Raw genomic sequence first — 24657 nt, 5'->3', positions numbered from 1 at the left:
GTTGCACTTACTGTGACGATCCGCCTTTGACCTGGAATCGCTTCAAAATCGCTGACAGGTCACTGGCCACACCCTTCAAGCCGTCCACCGCGCTTTTGGCTTGGCGGGCCATGTCCAAATTGCTCTCAGAGAGCCGGGCCACCACTTCAACCTGTTGACCAATGCTGTTGGACGCTTGGTTTTGGTGTTGAAGCGCTGCGTGAATGTTTTCCACGGCATGCGCCACGGACGAGGAATCGGTGGTGATTTGCTGCATGGCGCTTCCTGCCCGGTCCACCAGTTGAACACCTTTTTCTACACTGTCGACAGCCATTTCCATGTTGTTCACCGCCACTTCAGAGCTCTTCTGGATGGCTTCAATCATGCCGTGAATGTCATCGGTGGATTTGCGAGTGCGCTCCGCCAGTTTGCGAACTTCATCGGCCACCACAGAGAATCCTCGCCCCTGTTCACCCGCCCGCGCTGCTTCAATCGCCGCATTCAGCGCCAACAAATTGGTCTGCTCGGCAATGCCCTTGATGATGAGCGCAATTTCCGAGATTTCACGGGACTGTTCACCCAACTGCTGAATCACCGATGCAGTGCTTTGTACATTGTCAGAAATTTGGTGCATTTGTTGGTTGGCCGAGTTGATGGCCCCCAGGCCGTCGTTGGCGAGTTGACGTGCTTTGTAGGTCACGTCTTTGGCTTCGGTTGCAGAGTCGCCCACACTGGCGATTGAAGAGGACATTTCTTCCACAGCCGCAGCCATGCCTGACGCCGCATCGCTTTCCGAAGCTGCGCCTTTGCTCAACTCATCACTGGTCTGTACCAGGTTTTCAGAGGCCGATTGCACGCGCTCGGTGCTTTCTTTGACGGCCGCCAAGGCTTGTTCCATACTGTCAGCCATGCGGTTCATGCTGCGCGCCAGCAGACTGATTTCGTTTTTGGTTGCAGCGGTGCCGTTGGTCACCTGCTCATCGGCACGGGCGGTCATGTCGCCGTTGCCCAGTCGCAATGCCAATGCGGTCAAGCCTTTGGTGGATGCGGTGAGGGTGTTGGTGACCCAATACAAGGCCACTGCAATGCCAATGCTGGCAATCAATCCCAAGGCAATCAGCAGGCCACTCAGTTTGTAAATCGGGCCGAAAATTTCGGATTTGACCGCTGGTGCAATCACTGTGGCGCCGGCCCACATCGGGCTTTTGCTGTAGGCCACAAAGAGGCTTTCGGCTTTGTTGCTCACCGGGTTGGTCCAGTCCATGTCCAGTGTGCCGCTGCTGTCCTGTTTGATCCGCTCCATCAAGGCGGCCACCGCTGGTTGGCTTTCAGCTTGTTTCAGGAGGGCATTGCCTTGCAGGTTTTCATGAATCAACAACTCACCGGCTTTGGACCCTTCGGTGTACAACACGAAGGGAACGCCGCTGTCGCCCACGCGGGTGGACAGCACGGTGTTCTTCAATTGGCCAAACAGCTTGTCCATGTCAAAGCCAATGAACAGGATGAAATCCGTCTTGCCATCGCTGCTTTTTACAGGCAGGTATTTGGTCATGTAGCGTTTGCCAAACAGCACCGCTTCGCCAATGTAGGTCTTGCCCGCTTTCACCGCTGCATAACCGGGGTGTTTGCGGTCCAGCATGGTGCCCACCGCGCGCGAGCCGTCTTCCTTTTTCAGGCTGGTGGATGCACGCAGATAATCTTCACCCACCTTGACGAACACAGTGGCAATACCGCCCGTGGTGTCGGTGAAGTTGTCAACGAAGCTGTATTGACCGGTGATGGTTTGGCCGTTAACAATGATCTGTGGAATTTCTTTACCGCCCAGGGTCACCGTCTGCGTTGGGTTGGCCACAAACTCGCCTTTGAAGCGGGACTCAAAAAGGTCGGCCAGCCGGGTGGTTGACTCCTCAGACAGTTGATACGCGATCTCCATGGACCGGCGCAAATTGTCGGCCTGTCCGGCCAGGGTTCGCTCAGCCGTTAATTCCGCTTGGTGACTGCTGAACCAGGCTGCCGTGGCAACCAATCCGAAAACGATGAGCGCAACCAAGGCAGCGCCTGCAATGCTGATTTGTTTCGCCAGTGGCAAGGTTTTCAAGTTCATGATGCGTGGGGGGGGAGGGTCAACAACTCCATCATGCTCCCACGCGTTAACTCGAACTAATCCCTCGAATAAGGGGTAAATCCTTGTGTATTCAAGGCGCTTGAACTGCTATGCGCCCAAGGTGGCGATGGCCGGCGCATGGTCGGAGGGTTTCTCCCACTTTCGAGGGGTACGGTCAATCACGCTGGCTGTGCACCGCTTGGCAAGTTGCTCGGACAGCAGAACATGGTCAATTCGCAGGCCTTTGTTCTTCTGGAAACCCAGCATGCGGTAGTCCCACCAGGAAAAAGTTTTTTCAGGCTGTTCAAACAGGCGAAAGCTATCGGTTAAACCCAGGCTTAACAAAGCCTTCCATCGGTTTCGCTCGTCGTCCGAGCAGAGCACTTGACCTGCCCATGCACTGGGGTCGTGCACATCACGGTCGTCTGGTGCAATGTTAAAATCGCCAACCAGGGCCAACTGTGGGTAGAGGCTCATCCAGTGGGTGCAATCCTTGATCAGCGCATCGAGCCAAGCTTTTTTGTATTCAAACTTGTCGGATCCAACTTCCGAACCATTGACCACATAAGCGCTGATGAACCGCAGGTCTCCGAATGTGGCGGCAATCACGCGCCGTTGTTCATCGGGGTAGGAGGGCAGGTTCACCTCAACATCCATCGGTGCCGGCATGGTGGACTTTTTGTACAGGATGGCCACACCGTTGTAGGTTTTTTGACCGGCAAACACCGCACCGTAACCCGCTTCTTCCAGTGCCTGAATCGGGAATACATCGTCGGTCAATTTGAGTTCCTGAAGGCCGAGCAGGTCCACCGGATTGCTCTGTAGCCATTGCAGCAAATGCGGCAAACGCACCTTGAGCGAATTGACATTCCAGGTGGCCAGTTGGAGCGTGGTCATCGTGTTGGCCTCACGCTGTTTCAGGTTGTTCAATCATGCCGGTGTGGCGCAACAGTGCGTCCATGCTGGGTTCACGGCCACGGAAAGCCTTGAACGACTCGGCCGCAGGGCGACTACCGCCCACCGCCAAAATTTCATTCAGAAATTTCTGCCCCGTGGCTGGGTTGGTAACCCCTGTCTCTTCAAACAAGGCAAAGGCATCGGCCGACAATACCTCCGCCCATTTGTAGCTGTAATAGCCCGCTGCATAACCCCCGGCAAAAATATGCGAGAAAGAGTTGGCAAACCGGTTGTAAGCCGGTGGCGTGACCACAGCCACTTCTTTGCGCACGGTGTTGAGCAGGTCAAGTACGGTTTGCTCTCCCTGAGGATCAAATTCGGTGTGAATCAGCATGTCAAACAACGAAAACTCGATCTGTCGCAGGGTTTGCAAGCCACTCTGGAAGTTTTTCGCAGCCACCATTTTGTCAAACAGGGCTTTGGGCATGGGGGCGCCAGTGTCTTCGTGGGCCGTTAGGCTTTCCACCACGCTCCATTCCCAGGCAAAGTTTTCCATGAACTGGGAGGGCAGTTCAACCGCGTCCCACTCCACGCCGTTGATACCCGCCACATCGAGTTCATCCACGCGGGTCAGCATGTGGTGTATGCCATGACCAAATTCATGGAACAGGGTTTGTACGTCGTCGTGGGACAACTGGGCCTGCTTGCCGGGTGCCGGCTTGGTGTAATTGCAGGTGAGGTAGGCCACCGGTGTTTGTACGCCGTTGGCGGTTTGCTTGCGGCCCCGGGCATCGTCCATCCAGGCGCCAGACCGCTTGCTGCTGCGCGCGTAAGGGTCCAGGTAAAAATGGGCGATCGGGCTGCCCGCTTTGCGGACTTCAAAAAAGCGAACATCCGGGTGCCACAATTGGGCCTGCGCCGGAACAATGGACACTTCAAACAGGCGCTCAGTCAGCTTGAACAGGCCTTCAAGCACACGGTCTTCCTGAAAATACTGGCGCACCTCGAGGTCGCTGAATGCGTATTTTTTCTCCTTCAGCTTTTCGGAGGCGTAACTCATGTCCCAGCTTTGAAGGTCATGAAGATTCAGTTCCTCGGCCGCAAATTGGCGAACTTCGGCCAAGTCGCGTTCAGCAAATGGTTTGGCCTTCACGGCCAACTCACGCAAAAACTTCACCACCTGCTCGGGGCTTTCCGCCATTTTCGGCACGAGTGACAAATCACCAAAGTGCCGGTAGCCCAACGTGTTGGCTTCCTCCAGGCGAAGTTGCAGCAATTCTCGAATCAGGGCCGTGTTATCCAGCTCGGCAGGGCCAAATTCGGACGCACGCTTGGCATAGGCTTCGTACAGTTGCTCGCGCAGTTCGCGTTTGTGAGCGTATTGCAGCACTGGAAAGTAAGACGGAAATTGCAAGGTGAACTTGAAGCCGGTTTTTCCTTCGGCTTGTGCAGCAGCCCGAGCAGCCTCCAGCGCGTAGCTGGGCAGACCGTCCAGGTCGGCTTCGTCGGTTACCAACAATTCAAATGCGTTGGTGGCATCCAGCACATTTTCAGAAAATTTCGCCGTGATGGCTGCTTGCCGGTCTTGTATGTCAGCAAAACGGGGTTTTTGGTCGGCAGGCAACTCGGCGCCCCCCAATTTGAAACCGCGCAGCGAATTGTGCAGCACGCGCTGGCGTGCGGCTGAAAATGTTTGGGCTTCAGCACTGTTGGCAATTGCCTTGGTGATGCCGTAGAGCCGCTCGTCTTGGCCCAGCTTGGTCCAGAACTCAGTGATTTTTGGCAGGCAGGCGTTGTAAGCGGCACGAAGTTCTTCCGTGTCGGCCACGGCGTGCAAATGTCCGACAATGCCCCAGGCGCGGCTCAGTTGCTCGCAGGCCAAATCCAGTGGTGCCAGTGTGCCGTCCCAGGTGGCCTTTTCCGGGTCCGTACTGGCCGTGGTTTCCAGTTGCTGGCTGGCCACTCTGAGCAGGTGGTCAATCGCCGGTTCCATGTGCTCGGTTCGAATGTCCTCAAACCGAGGAAGACCGCTGAAATCCAACAGAGGGTTGTTCATGCTGCACATTCCTTCAAATATTTGCGTACTGCGAAATCAACAGTGGATGAGCGCGTTGGCCTATTGCTGATTCAGGCTTCTTTCCACGGCTTCCAGGGTGTTTTGAAGTAGCATGGTGATGGTCATGGGCCCCACACCCCCGGGCACCGGTGTAATCCAGCCGGCCACGTTTTTGGCACTGTCAAAATCAACGTCACCACACAATTGACCACTGGGCAGGCGATTGATTCCCACATCAATCACCACGGCACCGGGTTTGATCATGTCCCCGGTGATCATGTTGGGTCGGCCAACGGCCACCACCAGCACATCGGCACGTTGGCAGTGTGCTTTCAGGTCCTTGGTTTTGCTGTTGCAAAGGGTGACGGTGGCCCCCTGTTGCAACAACAGCATGGCCTGGGGCTTGCCCACAATGTTGCTGGCGCCAATCACCACGGCCTCTGCACCCCGCAGGTTGATGCCGGTCAATTCCAGCATTTTCATGACGCCATAGGGTGTGCAGGGGCGAAACAGGGGTTTGCCCGTCATGAGCAGGCCTGCGTTGCTCACATGGAATCCATCCACATCTTTGTGGGCTGCAATCGCTTCGATCACTGCATGGCTGTCCATGTGTGGGGGCAGGGGCAGCTGGACCAGAATGCCGTGGATGGTGGCATCGTTGTTCAGCGTGTTTACCAATGACAGCAACTCAGCCTGAGTCGTTTCCGCCGGAAGGCGGTGCATGGCTGACTTGAAGCCTGCTTTTTCGCAGGCGGCCACCTTGTTGCGAACATACACTTGCGAGGCTGGGTCTTCGCCCACCAGCACCACGGCCAGGCCAGGTTGGTGACCCAGTTGGGTCAGTTCGGCTGCGCGACGGCCAATTTGTTCGCGAATGGTGGCGGCCAGTTCGGTGCCGCTGATGAGTTGTGCAGACATGGAAATTTGATTCAAGGGTTGGGGGTGTGCAGCGCATGCCCTAAAGCATCACCGCAGCCAGATGCTCCATTTTACAGGAGCATCCGTGTCGAGGAAGTTCAGGATTGGGCCAGTTCGGGCGATTTGCGCAGGGCAATTTTCAGGAGGTCGGCCACGGTGGTGACCTGCAGCTTGTCCATGATGTTGGCGCGGTGCGCCTCCACGGTTTTGATGCTGATGTTGAGGTCATCGGCAATCTGTTTGTTCAAGCGGCCAGACACAATTCGCTCCAGCACTTGCAGCTCGCGGGCTGTCAGTTTGGAGTACAGCCGGTTGATGTGTTCATCCAGCCGGGCATTTTCGGCCACTTCCTTGGCCTTGGCCATGTGCTGGTGAATCAGCGACTTGATCTTCGCTTCATCAAAAGGTTTTTCCAGAAAGTCGACGGCACCGCTTTTCATGGTTTCCACGGCCAGTGTGACATCCCCATGCCCGGTGATGAACACGGTTGGAATCGGAATGCCCCGGTCGTTCAGAATTTTCTGAACCTCAAGCCCCGACAGTTTGGGCATCCGGATGTCCAGCAGCAACACGCTGACTTGCGGCCATTGGAGCTGCTGCAGAAATTGTTCAGGGTCTTCGAAGCAGCGCACCTGGTAGCCCTCGGTTTCAATCAGCCACTGCAGGGAGTCCCGCACTGCCTCATCGTCATCCACAATGAAAACCGTTTCGGGCAGCTCGTCGTTTCGGGTATTGGTGTGCAGCATTATGGTTTTTCCGTAACGTGTTCGATGTGTGACAGGGCGTCAGTCTGGGTGGCCATGGGCAATGTGAACTTGAACACGCTGCCTCGCTCCGGGGCTGGATCCACCCACAACTGACCTTGATGATACTCAATAATTGTTCTGCAAATGTTCAAGCCCATTCCCATGCCTTCGCTTTTGGTCGTGAAAAAGGATTCGAACAGGCGTTGCCGAATGTCCTCTGGCACCCCAGTGCCATAGTCTCGCACTTCAACGCGGACCGGGTTCTGGTGCGCGTGGACCTCGATTTCAATCACCCGTTCCTCTTTGGGCAGGTGCTCCATGGCTTCCAAGCCATTCTTGATCAAGTTCATCAGCACCTGTTCAATCAGAATGGGGTCAGCCATCACCTGGATCGACGAATCCGGCAGGGTGCACTCGATCCGGGCGCCACGGTGGCTGGCTTCCAGTTGAGAAAAGCCAATTGCATCGTCCACAATTTTGCTAAGCAAGCACGGGCTGCGTTTGGGTTCCTGTTGCTTGACGAATTCCCGAATCCGTCGGATCACATCGCCTGCACGTTGTGCCTGCATATTCACTTTCTCCAGCACTGGCAGCAACTCCTCCGGGCTCACACGGCCCGATTTCAGCCGGTTCACGCTGCCCATGTTGTAATTGCTGATGGCGGCCAAAGGCTGATTGATTTCATGCGCAAGGCTGGAAGCCAATTCACCCAGTGTCACCAAGCGTGAGGTGAACTGCAGCTTTTCCTGCTGCTGGCGTGTCATGTTCTCCGCCTCTTTGCGCGATGTAATGTCAGTGGCCACTTGCATAACCACCGTTGCACCATCGACCCAGGAAATGGAGCGCCGTCGAACCTCATACCACCGGGTGCTCACCGGGTTGAACCACTCAAAAGGTTCGAAAGAGGGCTGCTTGATTCGGCCTGATTTCGGATACTTGGGCGGGTAAGCCTTGGCAAACCATTCTCGGTGAAGTTTGTTGACGAAAATGAATTCATCCTCTGCAGACTCGGCTGAACGGATGCTAACCGCTGCATCCAGCTCTTCCAGAATGCGCACGAAACGCCGGTGGGCAGCGGCCAGTTCATCCCGAATGCGCCGTGGCTCCGTGATGTCCGTCATGGAGGTCATCCAGCCACTCTGGTTGCCCTCACTGTCCACCAATGGGGAGACATACATGCGCGCATCAAACACGGTGTTGTCACGTCGACGAACCTGCACCTCGATCCCCTTGGTGGGCGCTTTGCCGGTCAGTATCAATTCTAGGTGGCGACGTTGCTCTTGGGAATTTTCTGGCCAGTAGGGGAAGGGTGGCGTCATGCCGACCAACTCGGTTTCGGTGTAGCCGGTCATTTTGCAAAACGCCGGGTTGACATAGGTGATTCGTCCCTGCAAATCAATGGCCCGCATGCCAGTCATCACCGAGTTTTCCATGGCGCGACGGAACTTGGTCTCATCCAGCAGGCGCTTTTCAGCTCGGCTGCGCAATTTGGCATGGCGAAACAGCAGTCCAAAACTCCAGATGATGACGACCGACAGCCCCAGCACCGTCCAGGCCAACATGTTGGAGAACAGTTCGCTGCTGGTCTTGTACAGCACGGCGCGCAGCTTGAGACCGTGGCCAGGTGGCTCCAGTGGAACCTCGTGACTCAGTTTGGCGTTGTCCACCGAGCGGCTCACATTGGAGGCAATGGGGTTGCCACCGCCGTCCACAATGCTGACCGAGTAAAGTTTCACGAAGGTGTCTGGAAAAGCGTCGGCCAACAGGTCGTTGAGCGGAATGGTGGCCACCACAGTACCCTTGAACTCGCCATCCTCTGTAACCGGGCTGTGAATCTCCATGTAAACCGCATTGGATTCGGCCAAGAATGGCCGCGAAAACACCGGTAGACGGGTTTCGCGGGCCGTGTTGAAAGCCCAGTAGCTTTCAGCATCCTCCACCGTTTGGTACAGCGGGTGGATGGTGTCGGAGGCGCGAAGCGGCGGCAATGCAAGTTGGGTCACCCGTCGTTCGACGTCAATCACCATCACGGAATTGATTTCCGGATACTCCGCCAACAGCGCATTGGCCGCTGTTTTAAAGGTGTCGGGCCCGCCTTTCAAACGGTGCTCCACCCCTCTTGCGATCTGCGTGACACGGTCTTGGGTGGCCAGCAATCGAGACCGAATGTTGTTGCGGGCATTTTCAACGTCGCGCGTCACCCGCAGCTGGGCCTGGCTTTGGTCTTCCGCGTAAAGGTTGTAGAAAAACGCGCCCATGGCCAGGATGAACAGGATCATCCCCACCAGTGGGGTGGCCCACACCAACGGGCTGGTACGCGGTTGATCGATTAGACGCACGGGAACATCATCAGAAGTGGTTATACGTCAGTGTACAAAACAAGACAGGGCTCGTGCCAAGAATTGTGGATAACCCTAAATCATTCCACAATATGAAAATCAACATCGCGATTTGAAAAATTTGGAATTAGACATGTTACTCTAATTGGAACATGATGGCCGAGCCACAAGCCTGAGCCATCCAAACAGGAGAATCCCCAAGGAGGAAGGAATGTCTGCACTGCCCAATTTTCCACAATCAAACGATCCTGACTTTCAGGAAACACAAGAGTGGCTGGACGCCCTCGAGGCCGTTTTGGAGCGGGAAGGCCCCGAACGCGCGCATTTCTTGCTTGAGCAGCTGATTGACAAGGCCCGCCGCAGCGGCGCTTACATTCCTTTTTCAGCGAATACTGCCTACGTGAACACCATTCCGGTTCATCTGGAAGAGCGCTGTCCGGGCAACATCGAATATGAAGAACGCCTCCGTAGCTGGATGCGCTGGAATGCGATGGCCATGGTTGTCCGGGCCAACCGCAAAGAGCCTGCCGATGGTGGCGACCTTGGTGGACACATTGCATCGTTCGCCTCTTTGGCAACCATGCTGGGTGTTGGTTTCAACCACTTTTGGCATGCAGAAGACGAAAGCCATGGCGGCGACCTGTTGTATCTTCAGGGCCACGTGTCCCCCGGCATTTATGCCCGTGCTTTCCTTGAAGGCCGGTTGACGGAAGAGCAGCTGAACAACTTCCGCCAAGAGGTCGATGGCAAAGGCCTGTCGAGCTATCCACATCCCAAGCTGATGCCCGACTTCTGGCAGTTTCCCACTGTGTCCATGGGCTTGGGCCCCTTGATGGCCATTTACCAGGCCCGGTTCCTGAAGTACCTGCACGCCCGCGGCATTGCCGACACTTCCAAGCGCAAGGTCTGGGTGTTCTGTGGCGACGGCGAAATGGACGAACCCGAGTCCCTGGGTGCCATCGGCCTGGCTGCCCGGGAAAAGCTCGACAACCTGGTGTTTGTCGTGAACTGTAACCTCCAGCGTCTGGATGGCCCTGTGCGCGGCAACGGAAAAATCATTCAGGAGTTGGAAGGTGAGTTCCGTGGCGCTGGCTGGAATGTCTTGAAAGTGATTTGGGGCGGCTACTGGGACCCGCTGCTGGCACGCGACAAAGATGGCCTGCTTCGCAAGGTCATGGAAGAAATGGTGGACGGCGAGTACCAGAACTGCAAAGCCAATGACGGTGCCTACGTTCGCAAAAACTTCTTCGGCAAACACCCCAAACTGCTGGAAATGGTAGCCCGCCTGACCGATGAGGACATTTGGCGCCTCAACCGCGGTGGTCATGACCCCCACAAGGTGTATGCGGCTTACAAGGCCGCCACTGAACACCAAGGCCAGCCCACGGTGATTCTTGCCAAAACTGTGAAAGGTTTTGGCATGGGCAAGATTGGTGAAGGCAAAAACACCACCCACCAGCAGAAAAAACTGGACGATCAGTCCATTCGTGAGTTCCGGGATCGCTTCAACATTCCAATTCCCGACGACAAGCTGGCTGAAGTGCCTTTTTACAAGCCATCCGACGACACACCCGAAATTCAGTATCTGCACGAGCGCCGCAAAGCTTTGGGGGGCTATTTGCCCAAGCGTCGCCGTGAGGCCGATGAAAAGCTCAAGGTGCCTGGCCTGGATGCATTCCAGGCGGTGCTGGAGCCAACCAAAGAAGGCCGCGAGATTTCCACCACACAAGCCTTTGTGCGTGTGTTGACTGCCTTGGTGCGCGACAAGGAAATTGGCTCCCGTGTGGTGCCGATTGTGCCGGATGAAGCCCGCACCTTCGGCATGGAAGGCATGTTCCGCCAATTGGGTATTTATTCGTCCCAAGGCCAACTGTACGAACCAGTCGACAAAGACCAGGTGATGTACTACCGGGAAGACAAAGCGGGGCAGATTCTGGAAGAGGGCATCAACGAAGCTGGCGCCATGAGCAGCTGGATTGCCGCTGCCACGTCCTACTCCACCAACAACCGGGTGATGATTCCGTTCTACATTTATTACTCGATGTTCGGTTTCCAGCGGATTGGTGACCTGGCTTGGGCGGCTGGCGACATGCAGGCCCGCGGCTTCATGCTGGGCGGCACTGCCGGGCGCACCACGCTGAACGGCGAAGGTTTGCAACATGAAGATGGCCACAGCCATATTCTGTCCTCCACCATTCCAAACTGCGTGAGCTACGACCCCACCTTTGCGCACGAGCTGGCTGTCATCATCCAGCACGGTTTGAAGCGCATGGTCGAAGACCAGGAAAACGTCTTCTATTACCTTACAGTAATGAACGAAAACTATGCTCAACCTGGCCTGAAGCCCGGTACCGAAGAGGGCATCATCAAGGGCATGTATGTGTGCCGTGAAGCGGGCATCAAGAGCGACAAGCGCGTTCAGTTGATGGGTTCTGGCACCATTTTGCGTGAATCACTGGCTGCGGCTGAGTTGCTGGAGCAAGACTGGGGTGTGGCTGCCGATGTGTGGTCTGTGACCAGCTTCACCGAACTGCGCCGTGAAGGTCTGGATGTTGAGCGCCACAACTTGCTCAATCCCGAGCAACCCGCCAAGAAGGCTTATGTCACAGCTCAACTGGAGAAGCATGCAGGCCCAGTGATTGCATCCACCGATTACATGAAGTTGTTTGCGGACCAGATTCGCCCCTTCATGCCCAAAGGCCGTGAATACAAGGTGCTGGGTACGGATGGCTTTGGTCGTTCCGATTTCCGCTACAAGTTACGCGAGCACTTTGAGGTGAACAAGCATTTCGTGGTGCTGGCCGCTTTGAAGGCCCTGGCCGATGAAGGCAAAGTACCCGCCACAGCGCCTGCTGAAGCCATCAAGAAATACGGAATCAACCCCAACAAGGTCAACCCGGCTTACGCATAAGCCTGGGCAACAAGACAGCGAGAGGAATGCCATGACCATTGAAATACAAGTGCCCGACATTGGTGACTTTGACGGGGTTGAAGTGATCGAAGTGTTGGTGAAAGTGGGTGACACCGTGCAGGCTGAGCAGTCCATCATCACGGTGGAGTCTGACAAGGCCAGCATGGAGATTCCAAGCCCGCAGGCGGGTGTCATCAAGGAATTGAAGGTGAAGCTGGGCGACAAGGTGAAACAAGGCACCTTGATGATGTTGCTGGAACCAGCGTCTGGCGCAGGCTCAACGGTTGAGCCTGCCAAAGCAGAGCCTGCGAAGGCAGATGCACCTGCTGTGGTTGCAGCGTCCGTTGCCGCACCCGCTCAGCAGGCAGCCCCAGTGGTTGCTGCTGCTGTGGCACCGGCCTTGTCCACACCCGCCGCCGTCGTTGAAGCGCATGTGCCCATGCCCCCATCGGCCAATGCGCCGCATGCCAGCCCCTCGGTTCGCAAATTCGCCCGTGAGTTGGGTGTGGATTTGCAGCGTGTGGGTGGTACAGGCCCCAAAGGCCGGATCACGCCCGATGACGTTCGCAATTTTGTCAAAGCGGCTGTCGCCGGCTTGTCGGCTGGTGGCGCTGTATCGGGTTCGACACAGCGCGGCGGTGGGGCAGGCCTCGATTTGCTGCCTTGGCCGAAACTGGATTTCGCCAAATTCGGTGAAACCGAAGAACTGGAATTGTCGCGAATCAAGAAATTGTCGGGCCCTAATTTGCACCGCAACTGGGTCATGATTCCGCACGTCACACAGTTTGATGAAGCCGACATCACAGACCTTGAAAAATTCCGGGTTGACACCAATGCGGCCCTGGCCAAGCAGGGTGTGAAGTTGACCATGCTGGCTTTTGTGATGAAAGCCTGTGTGGCGGTGCTCAAGAAATACCCCGCTTTTAACAGCTCTTTGTCAGAAGACGGCAGCAAACTCATTCTGAAGAAGTTCTGGAACATTGGCTTTGCAGCGGACACCCCGCAAGGGCTCGTGGTCCCCGTGGTCAAGAATGTGGACCAAAAAGGCTTCTCTCAAATTGCGGCTGAGCTGGGTGAGTTGTCTGCACAAGCGCGGGACGGCAAGTTGAAGGGCGGTGACATGCAGGGCGCAACCTTCACGATCTCGTCGTTGGGTGGTGTTGGTGGCACGTTGTTTACCCCCATCATCAACGCACCCGAGGTGGCCATCCTGGGCTTGTCCAAGTCGGCCATGAAGCCGGTGTGGAATGGTAAAGAGTTTGTCCCACGCCTCATGTTGCCGCTGAGTTTGAGCTATGACCACCGTGTCATTGATGGTGCGCAAGCAGCGCGTTTCACCACTGAGCTGGCGGCCGTATTGGCCGACATGCGCAAAGTGCTGCTGTAAGGGGGGCCACCATGAGCAAACTGATTGTTCCCGATATTGGCGATTTCGACTCGGTGGAAATCATCGAGGTGTTGGTGAAAGAGGGCGATGTGGTCAGCAAAGAGCAGTCGCTGATCACCGTTGAATCCGACAAAGCCAGCATGGAAATTCCCGCCTCACACAGCGGAAAAATTACCCGCTTGTTGGTGAAGCTGGGTGACAAGGTCAGCACTGGTTCTGAAATTGCGGAAATTGAAGCGGACGCGGGATCAGTAGATGCCGCTGCAGCACCAGCAACCCATACACCTGCTCCTGCTGCAACTGCAACACCCGCTGCTGTTGCGCCTGTTGCGGCTGTTGCTGCATCCAATTACGCCGGTCAGGTGGACATCACCTGCGACATGCTGGTGTTGGGTGCAGGCCCAGGGGGTTATTCGGCCGCTTTCCGCAGTGCCGACCTCGGTTTGAATACTGTGCTGGTCGAGCGTTACAGCAGTTTGGGGGGTGTTTGCCTGAATGTGGGCTGCATTCCCTCCAAGGCTTTGTTGCACACCGCCCAGGTGCTGGAGGAAGCCCAACACATGGGCGAGCACGGCATCTCATTTGCGGCCCCCCAGGTTGATTTGGACAAATTGCGTGCCCACAAGGCTGGTGTGGTCGGCAAACTCACCGGTGGCTTGGCGGGCATGGCCAAGGCTCGCAAAGTTCAGGTGGTGCAAGGGGTTGGGCAGTTCGCCAGCCCAAATCACATGGAAGTCACAGCAGGCGATGGCAGCAAGAAAGTCATTCAATTTGCCAAGGCGATTATTGCGGCCGGTTCACAGCCTGTGCATCTGCCCTTCATTCCCGAGGACCCCCGCATTGTGGACTCCACTGGTGCCTTGGAGCTGCGGCAAATTCCAAAGCGCATGCTGATTGTGGGCGGCGGCATCATCGGCCTTGAAATGGGTACGGTGTACTCAGCACTGGGTGCCCGTCTGGATGTGGTTGAAATGCTGGACGGCCTGATGCAGGGTGCAGATCGGGATTTGGTCAAGGTTTGGCAAAAGCGCAATGCGCCCCGGTTTGACCACATCATGCTGAAAACCAAGACCGTGGCGGTTGAGGCCAAGCCCGAAGGTATTTTGGTGACATTCGAGGGTGAACAGGCCCCCAAGGAGCCTCAACTGTACGACATGGTGTTGGTGTCGGTTGGTCGAACACCGAACGGCAAGAAAATTGGCGCAGAGCATGCCGGTGTTGCGGTCACAGACCGCGGGTTCATTCCGGTGGACAAGCAAATGCGCACCAATGTGCCCCACATTTTCGCCATCGGTGACATTGTGGGTCAGCCGATGTTGGCTCACAAGGCGGTGCATGAGGGCCATGTGGCGGCCGAGGCGGCTGCAGGCGAAAAGTCGTTCTTCGATGCGCGGGTTATTCCGTCGGTGGCGTACACCCATCCCGAAGTGGCTTGGGTTGGTCTCACTGAAGAACAGGCCAAAGACCAAGGGGTCAAAGTGGGCAAAGCCGTGTTTCCATGGGCTGCGTCTGGTCGGGCCATTGCCAACGGTGCAGACGATGGGTTTACCAAGCTGATTTTTGATGAAGCCACGCACCGGGTGTTGGGCGGCGGCATTGTCGGCATGGGCGCTGGCGATTTGATCGGCGAGGTTTGCCTGGCTGTTGAAATGGGTGCAGATGCGACCGACATCGGCAAAACCATTCACCCGCACCCTACGCTGTGCGAGAGCGTGGGCATGGCTGCGGAGGTTTTTGAGGGCCACTGTACAGATTTGCCACCGGCTCGAAAGAAGTAATTCTTTCAGTCGGGACCTTGAACAAGCCACTCCGCTGTTGCGGGTGGCTTGCTTTTTTATGGGCTTGCTGGCTTTACAATACAGTTTTAGCGAGGCGACCATGCGACTGATTCTGGCCATATTTTTGCCCCCGGTGCTGTTTTTCACCATCGGCCGTCCCTTGGCTGGCCTCATCTGCCTGGTTTTGCAGTTCACCTTGATTGGCTGGGTTCCAGCTGCGTTGTGGGCAGTGTATGCCCTGAGTCAATACAAAACCGATCAACGAATTCAAGAAGCCATTGGAGACCGGGGCTAGAACCGACCTGCTGCCTCAACGGCGTGCTGGTTGTACATGCCGGTCCAAACTTTTCCTCATTCATACCCCATTCATTCAATAGATTCCATGGACGCACACAGTCTGAAACAGCAAGTGGCCAAGGCCGCGCTTCATTACGTCACGCCCAACACCATTTTGGGCGTGGGTACGGGTTCCACGGTCGATTGCTTTATTGACGCGCTGGCTGAGGCAGGCATTCCCTTGAAGGGTGCTGTGTCCTCCTCGGTGCGTTCGGAGAAGAAGCTGCGCGACATTGGTGTGCCGATTGTGGACATGAACGATGTCACAGAGCTGTCGGTGTATGTGGACGGTGCCGATGAAATTGACCCGGCGTACCACTTGGTGAAAGGCGGTGGCGGCGCACTCACCCGTGAAAAAATTGTGGCCGACATTTCACGCCAGTTTGTTTGTATCGCCGATGCTTCAAAGCTGGTGGACATTTTGGGGCGCTTTCCCTTGCCGGTGGAGGTGTTGCCGATGTCACAACAAGCCATTTCGCGGAAGCTGGCCTCTTTGGGTGGTCAAGTGAAGTTGCGGGAAGGGTTTGTCACTGACAACGGCAACGTGATTCTGGATGTTTCTGGCTTGCGCATCGCGGACCCGGTTGCACTGGAACAGACCATCAACCACTGGCCCGGCGTGGTCACCAACGGGCTTTTTGCCATGCGCAAGGCTGATGTGGTCTTGATTGGCTCGCCGGAAGGCGTCAAGACCCTGCGCTAAGCAAGCTTAAAACAGCCTGAGGCCACACGCTTGGGGTGTTTACACCCCCCAACGCGCGAGAACGTGGCACAATTAAATCGCTCGACGTGTTGCATGTGACAAATTCTTGTCATACGGCTATGACACAGTGTCGGCGTGGCATTCACCCAAAAAAATTGCATTCAAGGAAGAGACAATGACTGAACACACCTCCAAACAATATGACGCCGAGCTGGAATCGCTGCGCTCTCGCGTGCTTCAGATGGGTGGTTTGGTTGAGAATCAGATTGTGTCCGCCATTGAAGGCCTTGGCGCATCGGACACCAATATTTTTAAGGAAGTGATCCGCCGCGAGCAGGAAGTCAACCAGATCGAGATGGAGATTGACGAGCTGTGCAATCACATTTTGGCCCGTCGCCAGCCGGCTGCTGTGGACTTGCGGTCTGTGATTGTGGCCATCAAGATGATTCGTGACCTTGAGCGCATTGGTGATGAGGCTGAAAAAGTGGCCCGCATGGGCATGATGATTGCCGACGCCGGCAAGAACTTTGTTCCCAAAGTGGATTTGCACCGCATCTCCAGCAGTGCGATTGCCATGTTGCGCAAGGTGTTGGACGCTTATGCCCGCGTGAATGCCGTGTCGGCAGCCGAAGTGGTGAAGGCTGATCTGGAAGTGGACGATGAGTTCAAGGCGATTTTGCGCCAGCTCATCACCTTCATGATGGAAGACCCCCGCACCATTTCCCGATCCATTGAAATCCTGTTCATCGCCAAGGCGATTGAGCGGATTGGTGACCACTCCAAAAACATGTCGGAGCATGTGGTGTACATGGTCAAAGGCCGGGACGTGCGCCATCGGGGTCCTGAGGCGATTGCTCAGGAAGCTTCCGACGAATAAGGCGATTTGGCGGCTCCCCGCCAGCCATCACCAATAGCCTGGGCGGCCCATCATCCACCAAGCGGTGAACACGCGGATGGTGGGGCTCACGGCCATCACCGACAGCACATAAAACACCACACACCAGTTTGAGCCGGTGGTCTCAATGCCCATGCCCAACAAAAAGAGTCCGGTGGTCAGCAAGGTCCAACGACGCATGTAGGTGAGCAAGTGCCGCCGGTGGGCTTTGTTGTGGGCAATGGCGGCGTGGCGCCTGAATACTTCGGGTTGATTGACGTCTTGGAACAACCAGTCGTACAGCAGGTATTGTGCTAATCGGGATTGGGGCGCCATGCTCACCTCGGGCTGAATGGACCGCGTGAATGGTCAGTATGCACCGGGTTGACGGCCGTGAACAGGCCGTCCATGGACACCCGAACAGGTCAGTTGGCCGGTGGAACGTAACCCGCCGCCTGCACGTTGCCATCGCCGAAGAAATGTTTGTCCATTTGCTCCATCAAGTATTTGCGAGCACGAACATCGGCCAGACTCAAACGGTTTTCATTGACGAGCATGGTCTGGATTTTCAGCCATTCCTGCCAGGCTTGTTTTGACACATTTTCAAAAATTTTCTTGCCCAGCTCGCCGGGTGCGGGCGGAAAATCAAGCCCTTCGGCCTCCACGCCGAGTTTGATGCAGTGTACGGTGCGCGCCATGTTGACTCCTTATCGCGGTGCAGTTGTTTTTTCGTATGTGACAAAATCGAAGGCCCACGGGCGTTCGCCGGCCGGTGGGTTGTGAATGCGTTGGGTTTCGCGGAACTGTGCCTTGGGCCAGAACGGGAAATGGGCGTCGCCCGGAAAGTCGTGGTGGATTTCCGTCAATAAAAGCGTGTCCACCCAGCCCTGTTCCATGGCTTGGGTGTACAGGTTGCTGCCTCCAATCAGAAAAACCTGATCAAACGGGGCCAACCAGTTCAAAGCCTCATCCAGCGTGCTGGCCACGGCAATGGCCGTCTCGCCACCGGCGGGCAGCGCCTGTGGGGGGCGAGTCACCGCACGGGGGCTGCCGTCTTTTGCTGGGGCAGGCGCCCAGTCCGCTTGTTGAGTCAGGACCACATTCAGGCGACCGGGCAAGGGGCGGTTGATGGACTCATAGGTTTTCCGGCCCATGAGCACGGGGCAGCCCAGCGTGGTTTGCTTGAAGTAGGCCAAGTCTTCGGGCAAGTGCCAAGGTAGGCGGTTGTCGATGCCGATCACCCCATTGCGGGCCACGGCTGCAATCAGACTGACTTTCATTACACAGCCACCGGTGCCTTGATGTGGGGGTGACTTTGGTAATTCACAATTTCAAAGTCCTCAAAGCGGTAGTCAAAAATGCTCTCGGGCTTTCGGTGAATGACGAGTTGGGGCAAGGGCAGGGGCTCGCGTTGCAGTTGGGTTTCTACCTGCTCCATGTGGTTGCTGTACAGGTGGCAGTCGCCGCCTGTCCAAATGAAGTCGCCCACATCCAGATCACACTGTTGCGCCACCATGTGGGTGAGCAAAGCGTAGCTAGCGATGTTGAACGGCACGCCCAAAAAGATGTCGGCACTGCGCTGGTACAGCTGGCAACTCAGCTTGCCATCGGCCACGTAAAACTGAAAGAGTGCGTGGCAGGGTGGCAACTTCATATTCTCGATTTCGCCCACATTCCAGGCGCTCACAATGTGGCGGCGCGAGTCTGGATTGTTCTTGATCTGCTTCATCAACTGCGAAATCTGGTCGATGTGACGGCCGTCAGCCGTGGGCCAGCTGCGCCACTGAACGCCATACACCGGGCCCAGGTTGCCCTGTTCATCGGCCCATTCATCCCAAATACTCACCCCATTTTCCTTGAGATAGGCAATGTTGCTGTCACCCTTCAAGAACCACAGCAACTCATGGATGATGGAGCGCAAATGCAGTTTTTTGGTGGTGACCATGGGGAAACCGTCTTGCAGGTTGAACCGCATCTGGTAGCCAAACACCGAGCGCGTGCCTGTCCCTGTTCGGTCCATTTTGTCGGTGCCGTGGTCGCGCACGTGGCGCATCAGGTCGAGGTATTGTTTCATGGCCGCTGAGTTGGTTGGTTCACTGCCTCCAGTTTAACTGTTCAGACCCCCTGTTCGTTCAGGCAAGCAGGTGTTTTTCAGCCTTTTGGTCGATGAACTGAAGGGAAGCCAGCTTGGCATACAGGCCCTGTCGCGCCATCAACTCCCGGTGGGTGCCCATTTCCACGATTTGTCCCTCGTTCATGACCACAATCCGGTCGGCGGCCATCACCGTGGCCAAGCGGTGGGCAATAATCAAGGTGGTGCGGCCGTGGCGTGATTGTTCAATGGCCAGTTGCACCAAACGTTCACTTTCGGCATCCAGGCTGGCGGTGGCTTCATCCAGCAACAGCAGACCGGCATTGCGCAATATGGCCCGCGCAATCGACACCCGCTGGCGCTCGCCGCCGCTCAGCCGAACGCCTTTTTCACCCACCGAGGTGTTCAATCCTTCCGGCAGTCGTTTCACGAACTGGATGGCCGCTGCATCGGTCAAGGCCTGCAACACGTCGGCCTCGCTGGCCTTCGGTTTGCCATACCGAACGTTGTCGCCCAAGGTGCCGGAAAACACCACCGCTTCCTGGGATACATAGGCGCAGTGTTCACGCCAACCGGTCACATCCAGATGCTCAAGGGGTGTGCCCTCAATCAATATTTGGCCGCTGCGCACGTCATACCAGCGCAGCAACAAATTGAACAGGGTCGATTTGCCCGCACCGGAAGGGCCCACCACGGCCACAGTTTCGCCTCGGCGTATGGTCAGGTTGAAGTCACTCAGCACGGGTTTGTCGGGTGCCGATGGGTAGGCGAAATCCACATGATTGAACTCGATGTGGAAGCCACCGTTTTGCTGGGGCGAGGGCAGGCCTCGGCTTCGGATCATGGTGTTCAGGTTGAGCAATTCCACCAGCCGCTCTGCTGCACCAGCGGCGCGCTGAAATTCTCCCAATACTTCCGAGAGTGCCGCAAAGCCGCCGCCCACAAAGGCAGCGTACATCACGAACTGGGCCAATTCGCCGCCGCTCATCTGCCCGTTGGCCACGGCTTTGGCACCCATCCACAGCACCACCACCAACCCGGCAAACGCCAAGCCAATGGCGACGAACAACAGCGCTGCCCGGTTGACTGTGCGGCGCTTGGAGGTGGTGTACATGCGCTCGGACGATGCGTTGAATTTGGCCGCCTCGGCGCCTTCCTGGTTGAATGCCTGCACGGTGGTGATTTGGTTCAGCACCTCTTGCGCAATGGCGCTGCTGTCCGCCAGTTTGTCCTGACTGGCGCGCGACAGGGTTCGCACACGGCGTGCCAGCACCACCACGGGCACCATCACGACCACCACCAGCACCAGCACCGCGCCCGACAAATAAGGACTGGTCAGCACCAGCATGACCAAGCCCCCGAGTGTGGTCAGGCTGTTGCGCAGCGCAAATGACAGGCTGCTGCCCACCAGTGTTTGAATCAAGGTGGTGTCGGCGGTGAGGCGTGACAGCACTTCGCCCACTTTGAGTGTTTCAAAAAACTCGGGCCGTTGGATTAACAGGTGCCCGTACACCCGGTTGCGCAGGTCGGCGGAAATCCGCTCGCCCAGTGTGGTCACCAGGTAAAAGCGGCAGGCTGTGGCCACTGCCAGCACAAACACCACCAACAAAATCAGGCCAAATGCCCGGTTCAGTCCTTCGGGGTGTTGGCCTTGCAGAAAACCGCTGTCAATCAGCCAGCGAAACAGCATGGGCATGCTGAGCGACATGGCCGAACCCGTGAGCAAAGCAGCCAGTGCCGCACCGGCCCATGGTTTGTGGGGTTTCAGCAAACTGGCCAGCGTGCCGCCCAGGGTTTTAAACCGATTGGATTGAGTCATGTGAGTGGTTTACAAAGTCATGGGCCGATCATACCCGGTCATTTCAAGGTAGCCCCGCCCCCACGGTTGTTGATTCGCGTTTTCCACGGCCACAGCCCCCTCCCAGTACAGGGTGCCGGTGCTGTTTCGGGCATCCAGCTCTTGGTCGGGCATCATGGGCTTTAAATAGAACTGTTGGCCATCCAGCCGCAAGGCTTGTTCAACCGGGTACACGACACCAGTGCGGGGGGATGTCCAGGTTTGCCGGGTTTGGAATTCCACGGTTTTAAAGGTGTGCACCTGGCCTTGCGCGTTCCGCAGTGCGGCGTGGGTCCATATCGGTTTCAATGTTTTCCCGGGTTCGGGTTTGGGGCGTATTTGAAACGCCATCAGGGACTCACCCCCGGTGCCTTGAAGCCCAACCCAGTCCCAACCCTGTGCGTTGGGCGCCAGCACGGTGCTTGACCATTCATGGTCCATCCAGAAGCTGCCGTCCACGGGCAGTGTCTTGCTATCCACCCGAATGGTTCCCGTGGTTTTCAAGTGGGGCAGGGTGATGTAATAACTGGCCTGGGTTTCACCGGGCCCTTTGCGCGAGTATCCGTTGTTACCCTGCAACCAAGGGGCTTGGGTTTGTGTCATGCGCAAGCTCAGGCTCACCTCTTGAGCCTGAATGTCGCATTGCCATGTATCCCCTTGCGGGCTGGACAAGGCCCAGCCAGGCAACTGCAGGTCCAGTACTTTGCCCGGTGTGTTTCGGATGGCAGATAGCCCGGAGCCTGCTCGCCGGATGGTTTGCGCGTGTACCAGTTGACCCTTGCCGGGCATGGCAATCGCTGCGTGTGCGAACAACAACTGGCTGGGGTTGAATCGGCTGGGGTTCTCCACATCCAGCTCGGGTGCTGAACGGAAAAAAGTCACTTGTATGCCCAAAGGGTTTGCCATGCCAGGGCTGTTGAACCACCCGGTGAAATACCACCACTCGGTCCGAAAACCGGGGTGGGCTCCATGGTCTCTGGGCAGTTGTGGCGGCAGGTCAGCACGGGGTTGGTCAAACAGTCGGTTGGCTTTGGCCAGCACCGGGCCTTGCAGCGGTGCGGTCAGGCCGGCAGCCGCCAAAAACTGCAAGCAGGTGCGTCTGTTCATCATGACCAGTCCTCTTTCAACTGCATCAGCAGCTGGTGTTGCAAATGGCCGCGCAGCGCCAAGGTGACTGTCACGGTTGACATCACCATCAGCACGGCGACCATGATGACCAAGTCCCGCCAAGGCGTGAACCATTCCATGGTCCAGTGAAAGGATTGTGGGTTGACCACAAACACCAAAATGGCCGCGAATGACAAACCAATGGCCAGGCCCATGCCAGCGGCCAGTGCGCTGGACAGGAGTGCTTCGCGCAACAGCAGTTTTATCAGCAGAGACCTTGTGGCCCCCATGGCACCCAGCAAGGCAAACTCACGCCGTCGTTGCAAAGCCATGGCCGAAAAAGTGGTACCCACGCCAAACAGGCCGATGACCACAGCCGCCACTTCCAGCAGGTAGGTCACTGCAAAACTGCGATCAAAAATCCCCAGACTGACTTGCCGGATTTCGCCAGGTTCTGCAAAGGTGTACCGGGCTGCTTCGCCGGTATTGCCCAGTTGATTCGTCAAATTTTGTACCACAGCTTGTGGTGGAATACCTGCGCTGGGCCAAATGGCGCCTTGTGTATCGCGTAGCGTGTTGTTACCCGCTTTGTTCAGGCTCACCACATGCGCCTTGGGCACCACAATAGCGCCATGCTGGCGTGAGTAGTCGCGCCATACACCCATCACTTGCGCATTCAGTTGCTGACCGCTATCCAAGTGCAAGGTGAAGGTGTCGCCGCTGTGCAAGCGGTAAATGTCCACCATGGGTTCACTCACCCACACGGGAATGCGGTCGGCTTTCAAGCCGGTGTACTGAGCACCAATGAGAGGCAGACGCTGAGCAGCATCGGCCACGTCCAGTGGTCGAATGATCAACTCCACCGGTGGGCGCAGTGGGTCTAACACCACACTCTGGCTACCCCAAAATTCGGCACGCTCAACCCCTGCGGTGTGTTGGACCAGCGTTTGCACATTCGGCGGGATGGACTGCGATTGCATGTCCAGCACCTTCATGTACAGCGGTGCAGGCAGCACTTGGTTGAGCCACACATCCAGCGACTGTCGAAAACTGAAAATCATGACGTGCATGGCCACCACCAAAGCAAAACTGGCCACCACACCCGACAAACCCACACTGAGCAAATTCGGGGTGCTGGCCAGCCGTGAGCGGGCCAATTGGCCCAGGTTGTGCAGTGTTTTGGGTGGCCGCACAACAATACGCACAGCCAACCCCAAGAGCGCGATGCCACCAAACAGGCCCAGCGCCACAGCCAGGTAGCCGCCCACTGGAATATTGCCCACCGGTGGTATCCACAGGCAGGCCACTGCCAGAGCGCACAACACCAGGCCCAGCCAATGCGCCCGGTTGGCAAAGCGAAGCCCTGCCTCTTCAGTGCCGGCCCGCATGCGCTGCGCAATGGCCATTTGCGCCGTGTGTTGAGACGGGGCCAGCCCACCCAGAACAGTGGCCAGCAGACCAAAGCCCATGAACAGCAGGGCATCCAGAAGGTGCACGGTCAGTGCATGACTGCCGGTGTTGAAGTAGCCTGCACCCAGGTCAACGCCCAAGTGTTGAACCACCCATTGGGCAAGGCCTACACCCAGTGCAACCCCCAGCCCAGACCCCACCAGGCCACACACCGCACTTTCGAACAGCACCTGCAGCCGCAGCCGGGCAACGGACGTACCCATGGCCGCCAGCAAAGCCCATTGGCGTGACCGCTGAGCCACGGCGAGCATCTGCGTTGAAAAGCTCAAAAAGCCCCCTGTGAGCAGGGCAACCATCGCCAATATGGACAAGTTGGCCCGGTAGGCTTGCGAGACGGCTGCACCGCGTGTGGACTGGTCTCGTGGGGTTTCAAAGCGACCCACCGAGGAAAAGGCTTTGGCGTGTGTTGCGATGAAGGCTTCCGTTTGCACGCCCTCTTGCAGCTTGATGTCAACCCGGGATATTTTGCCGATGACGCCGAGCTTCCATTGCAGCGCAGCGATGTCGGACATGGCCAACAGTTGCCCGCTACCCGCAGCAGGCAAGCTGCCGGCAATTGTCCAGCGCACCGGTTTTCCGTTCATGTCGGCCAGCACTGTGGGGCTACGCTGGCTGTGTTGTTCAAGGGCGTGCTGATGGAGTGCCTCTCGCAAACTGGGGCTGATGAACACGGTGTCGCTCGCGATCAGCGGGATTTCACCGCGTGTTGGCGCTGTGTCCGTGTTGTCCACTTGCCCGATCAAATTGGGCGTTATTGCGGCAGACTGAAACACATCCAGGCCAAGCCATCGCACAGTTTGGTTCAGGCCTTCCAGGTGAACGCGCTGTTCAATCACGGGTGCTGCAAGGCGCACCTCAGGCAGTTGTGCCACCGTTTCCAAGAGCGTGTCGGGCAACCACTGGCTGTGCGGCAGCAGCTGGACATCGGCTTGCCCCGAAAATTGTTGAACACCTTGATTGAATTGCCCCAAGGCCTCTTGGTGAATGAGATGAACGGCCAGCCCCAACCCCACACCAACTGCAATCGACAGGGTGGTGATCAACCATTTCACGGGTTGGTCACGCACGGCGCCCTGCAACAGCAGAAGCATCAATCGCAGTCGTGGCCCAAAGCCCGGCATGG

The 24657-nt window shown here is 56.8% G+C and carries 19 protein-coding genes; 6 read left to right on the top strand and 13 right to left on the bottom strand.

Annotation, left to right across the window (positions count from 1 at the left end; translation table 11 throughout):
- Nucleotides 1-7 precede the first annotated feature (7 nt).
- From VGE55_RS09325 to VGE55_RS09300, 6 genes are all read right to left on the bottom strand, one after another.
- Nucleotides 8-2083 (bottom strand): methyl-accepting chemotaxis protein, encoded by a 2076-nt coding sequence (locus VGE55_RS09325; RefSeq protein ID WP_331131416.1) that lies wholly within the window; start codon nt 2081-2083, stop codon nt 8-10.
- Between the two features lie 108 nt (nt 2084-2191).
- On the bottom strand, nt 2192-2980 hold the full coding sequence (xth, locus tag VGE55_RS09320; protein WP_331131415.1) for an exodeoxyribonuclease III: 789 nt from the start codon (nt 2978-2980) through the stop codon (nt 2192-2194).
- Nucleotides 2981-2990: 10 nt separating this feature from the next.
- Nucleotides 2991-5036: a M3 family metallopeptidase gene (locus VGE55_RS09315; protein ID WP_331131414.1), complete on the bottom strand. Its 2046-nt coding sequence runs from the start codon at nt 5034-5036 to the stop codon at nt 2991-2993.
- A gap of 60 nt (nt 5037-5096) precedes the next feature.
- On the bottom strand, nt 5097-5954 hold the full coding sequence (gene folD / locus VGE55_RS09310; RefSeq protein WP_331131413.1) for a bifunctional methylenetetrahydrofolate dehydrogenase/methenyltetrahydrofolate cyclohydrolase FolD: 858 nt from the start codon (nt 5952-5954) through the stop codon (nt 5097-5099).
- A 98-nt stretch (nt 5955-6052) separates the two neighbouring features.
- The gene (locus VGE55_RS09305) at nt 6053-6700 is read right to left on the bottom strand and encodes a response regulator transcription factor (RefSeq protein WP_331131412.1); all 648 of its coding nucleotides are present in this window, start codon (nt 6698-6700) and stop codon (nt 6053-6055) included.
- Complete coding sequence (locus VGE55_RS09300; protein ID WP_331131411.1) at nt 6700-9039, bottom strand: PAS domain S-box protein; 2340 nt, start codon at nt 9037-9039, stop codon at nt 6700-6702. The genes VGE55_RS09305 and VGE55_RS09300 overlap by 1 nt, the downstream gene beginning before the upstream one ends.
- 211 nt (nt 9040-9250) lie before the next feature.
- On the opposite strand from VGE55_RS09300, the gene aceE reads away from it, so the two are divergent.
- The 6 genes from aceE to phoU all read left to right on the top strand — a co-directional run bounded on the left by aceE (nt 9251) and on the right by phoU (nt 17031).
- Nucleotides 9251-11950, top strand: a complete 2700-nt coding sequence (aceE, locus tag VGE55_RS09295) for a pyruvate dehydrogenase (acetyl-transferring), homodimeric type (protein WP_331131410.1) — start codon at nt 9251-9253, stop codon at nt 11948-11950.
- 31 nt (nt 11951-11981) lie between these two features.
- Nucleotides 11982-13337, top strand: coding sequence for a dihydrolipoyllysine-residue acetyltransferase (gene aceF, locus VGE55_RS09290; RefSeq protein ID WP_331131409.1), 1356 nt, complete (start codon nt 11982-11984; stop codon nt 13335-13337).
- A gap of 11 nt (nt 13338-13348) precedes the next feature.
- Nucleotides 13349-15115, top strand: a complete 1767-nt coding sequence (gene lpdA / locus VGE55_RS09285) for a dihydrolipoyl dehydrogenase (RefSeq protein WP_331131408.1) — start codon at nt 13349-13351, stop codon at nt 15113-15115.
- A gap of 100 nt (nt 15116-15215) precedes the next feature.
- Complete coding sequence (locus tag VGE55_RS09280; RefSeq protein ID WP_331131407.1) at nt 15216-15410, top strand: YqaE/Pmp3 family membrane protein; 195 nt, start codon at nt 15216-15218, stop codon at nt 15408-15410.
- 87 nt (nt 15411-15497) lie between these two features.
- Nucleotides 15498-16154: a ribose-5-phosphate isomerase RpiA gene (gene rpiA, locus VGE55_RS09275; RefSeq protein WP_331131406.1), complete on the top strand. Its 657-nt coding sequence runs from the start codon at nt 15498-15500 to the stop codon at nt 16152-16154.
- A 175-nt stretch (nt 16155-16329) separates the two neighbouring features.
- Entirely contained in the window at nt 16330-17031 is a 702-nt protein-coding gene (phoU, locus tag VGE55_RS09270) for a phosphate signaling complex protein PhoU (protein ID WP_256764930.1), read from the top strand.
- A gap of 27 nt (nt 17032-17058) precedes the next feature.
- On the opposite strand, the gene VGE55_RS09265 is transcribed toward phoU, so the two are convergent.
- The 7 genes from VGE55_RS09265 to VGE55_RS09235 form a co-directional block, all read right to left on the bottom strand.
- Nucleotides 17059-17364: a hypothetical protein gene (locus VGE55_RS09265; RefSeq protein ID WP_331131405.1), complete on the bottom strand. Its 306-nt coding sequence runs from the start codon at nt 17362-17364 to the stop codon at nt 17059-17061.
- An 89-nt stretch (nt 17365-17453) separates the two neighbouring features.
- Nucleotides 17454-17726 carry an oxidative damage protection protein gene (locus VGE55_RS09260; protein ID WP_256764928.1) on the bottom strand — a complete coding sequence of 91 codons (273 nt, stop codon included), beginning with the start codon at nt 17724-17726 and terminating at the stop codon, nt 17454-17456.
- 9 nt (nt 17727-17735) lie between these two features.
- Nucleotides 17736-18308, bottom strand: a complete 573-nt coding sequence (locus tag VGE55_RS09255; RefSeq protein ID WP_331131404.1) for a dihydrofolate reductase — start codon at nt 18306-18308, stop codon at nt 17736-17738.
- A complete protein-coding gene (thyA, locus tag VGE55_RS09250; RefSeq protein ID WP_331131403.1) occupies nt 18308-19102 on the bottom strand; it encodes a thymidylate synthase in 795 nt (264 codons plus the stop codon). Before thyA ends, VGE55_RS09255 begins: the two co-directional genes overlap by 1 nt.
- Nucleotides 19103-19160: 58 nt before the next feature.
- Nucleotides 19161-20939, bottom strand: coding sequence for an ABC transporter transmembrane domain-containing protein (locus VGE55_RS09245; protein ID WP_331131402.1), 1779 nt, complete (start codon nt 20937-20939; stop codon nt 19161-19163).
- A gap of 9 nt (nt 20940-20948) precedes the next feature.
- Complete coding sequence (locus VGE55_RS09240; protein ID WP_331131401.1) at nt 20949-22067, bottom strand: lipocalin-like domain-containing protein; 1119 nt, start codon at nt 22065-22067, stop codon at nt 20949-20951.
- Complete coding sequence (locus tag VGE55_RS09235; RefSeq protein WP_331131400.1) at nt 22064-24655, bottom strand: ABC transporter permease; 2592 nt, start codon at nt 24653-24655, stop codon at nt 22064-22066. The genes VGE55_RS09240 and VGE55_RS09235 overlap by 4 nt, the downstream gene beginning before the upstream one ends.
- Nucleotides 24656-24657: the final 2 nt, after the last annotated feature.

The organism is Limnobacter sp. (assembly GCF_036405155.1).
Classification (GTDB): Bacteria; Pseudomonadota; Gammaproteobacteria; order Burkholderiales; family Burkholderiaceae_B; genus Limnobacter.
The sequence above is the reverse complement of the archived record's forward strand: the minus strand, read 5'-3'. Positions and strand labels throughout refer to the sequence as shown.